This is a genomic window from Kitasatospora sp. NPDC059803 (assembly GCF_042732255.1).
GTDB lineage: Bacteria > Actinomycetota > Actinomycetes > Streptomycetales > Streptomycetaceae > Kitasatospora.
Genome location: NZ_JBHWIJ010000189.1, coordinates 1 through 1,412, shown reverse-complemented (window position 1 = coordinate 1,412; position 1,412 = coordinate 1). Strand labels below are relative to the sequence as shown.

General features: G+C 76.3%; 1 protein-coding gene and 1 pseudogene. Both read left to right on the top strand.

The genetic code is table 11. The annotated features are described in order from the left end of the window. Positions 1-125 precede the first annotated feature (125 nt). Positions 126-767: a DUF6114 domain-containing protein gene (locus tag ACFV6I_RS26140; RefSeq protein WP_380427966.1), complete on the top strand. Its 642-nt coding sequence runs from the start codon at positions 126-128 to the stop codon at positions 765-767. Continuing rightward, a pseudogene (locus tag ACFV6I_RS26135) lies at positions 764-1,412 on the top strand (hypothetical protein); the annotation flags it as partial. The gene ACFV6I_RS26140 and the pseudogene ACFV6I_RS26135, both read left to right, overlap by 4 nt.

Here is a 1,412-nt window from a genome sequence, read left to right as displayed (position 1 = left end):
ACGGGCGGCGGACCGGGCCCGGTCCGCCGCCCCGACGGCACCTGAAAGACCGGTGGCGGCGCGTGTGCCGTCGCCGGATCCCGTGTCTCGTCCATCCCTCGTTCACACCATCGAGGAGCTGCACCGTGTCCAGCGCCCTTGCCTCATTCCGGCCCGCCGAGCACGAGAACCCCGTCCAGTGGCTGCGCCGGGTGTTCCGTACCTTCCGTCGGACGCGGCCGTACTACGGCGGCCTGCTGGCCATGATCGCCGGCGTCCCGATCATGTACTTCCCTTACGCCAAGCTCTCGTTGGGCGGCATGACGGTGGCCATGGCTACCACGGCGGGCGCCGGATCGCTGATCATCGGCGTGCTGCTGATCGTGCTCGGGCTGACCGCGTGGTTCCAGCCGACCGTGCGGGTCTTCGCGGGAGTCGCCACCACCCTGCTGACGCTGGTCTCGATCCCGGTCTCCAACCTGGCCGGGTTCGGCCTGGCGCTGCTGCCGGGTCTGATCGGCGGCGGTCTGATGGCGTCCTGGGCGCCGCTGCCGGAGCCGAAGGCGGCCGAGGCCGCCGTCGCCGCGAGCGTCGCCACCGAGGCCCCTGCTCCTGAGGCCCTCGCCTCCGAAACCCCTGCCTCCGAGGCCGCCGTCGCCGAGACCGCGGTCGTCGCCGGGAGCGTCGCCACGGAGCCCGCGGCCGCCGAAGCGCCCACCGCGAAGCTGCCCGCACAGGCCGCGTCGAACGAGCAGGCCGTCGCCGTGGACCCGAAGGAGGCGCGGTGAGCGCGTCGGAGGACCAACCGCAGCGCGCCGGTCGACACGCGGCGCCGCGCACGCCCGTCCGGGTCCGGCTGAGAGGCCGCGCGCTGGCGATGGCCGCGGTGCCGACGGCGCTGCTGATGGCCGCCGCGTACACCCCCAACCCGGCCGTCGCCGAGTCCACGGCGGGCAAGCCCTGCGGGACCGCGCCCGCCACCGTGCCGGACGTCGCGCCGTTGGAGACGCCCGTCCCCAAGAGCGAGCTGCCCGAGCCACCGCCCGGTCCGTCCACGGCGCCCTCGACGGTGCCTTCCACAGCGCCTTCGACGGGGACCTCGACGGGGCCGAGCGCGATCCCCACCCAGACGCCGACCACCGCGCCCACCCAGCAGCCCTCCGCGCCGGCCGGTACGCCGAGCGCCGACGCGACGCCGACCGGCGCCCCGACCGGCGCGGCCACCACCCCGGCGACCACGCCGTCGGCCGCCCGCTCCGCCGCCCCCGGCGGTTCGGACACGGTCCACCGGGCCGGGCTGATCGACGACGTCTTGGGCGGCGTCAACCACCTGCTGGACCCGGGTGGTTCACCGAGCCCGACGCCGAGCGCCAAGTCGGCCGGCACCCCCGCGCCGGCCACCACCCAGGCCCCCGCGCCGGCCGCCCCGGCCC